The organism is Mesorhizobium sp. M7A.F.Ca.CA.004.06.1.1 (assembly GCF_003999135.1).
Lineage (GTDB): Bacteria > Pseudomonadota > Alphaproteobacteria > Rhizobiales > Rhizobiaceae > Mesorhizobium.
The window spans coordinates 1-396 of record NZ_RZPQ01001492.1; the positions used below are offsets into that span (position 1 = coordinate 1).

General features: G+C 65.2%; 1 pseudogene. It reads right to left on the bottom strand.

The annotated features are described in order from the left end of the window. Positions 1-273 (bottom strand): annotated as a pseudogene (locus EN906_RS37095) (TPM domain-containing protein); the annotation flags it as partial. Positions 274-396 lie beyond the last annotated feature (123 nt).

The following is a 396-nucleotide window of genomic DNA, read 5'->3' on the forward strand; positions in this document are numbered from 1 at the left end:
CCACAACAAGGCCAGCACGCAGGCAAGCGCCAGGAGCTGGGCGAGGACGAAATGCGGCAGCCGGATCGACAGCCACCAGGCCTCCAGACCGTAGCCGATCGCCAGGCTGACGATCAGCATGCACACGGTCGCCATGAAGGCGGCCGGGAAGAAATAGCCGTCGCTGGCATGCGCCACGACGCAGTAGATCTCGCCGTCGGTTTTCTCCTCGGCGGCGCGGATCGTGGTTGCGATGCGCTCATGATCCTGCGGGCTGATTGGTCGTGTTGCCATGATATGTCTCACCAGCTTCCTGAAGAACCGCCACCACCCGATGAGCCGCCGCCACCGGAAAACCCGCCACCGCCGCTTGATCCCGAAGACCAGCCACCACCGGAGCTCCCCGACGACCAGCCG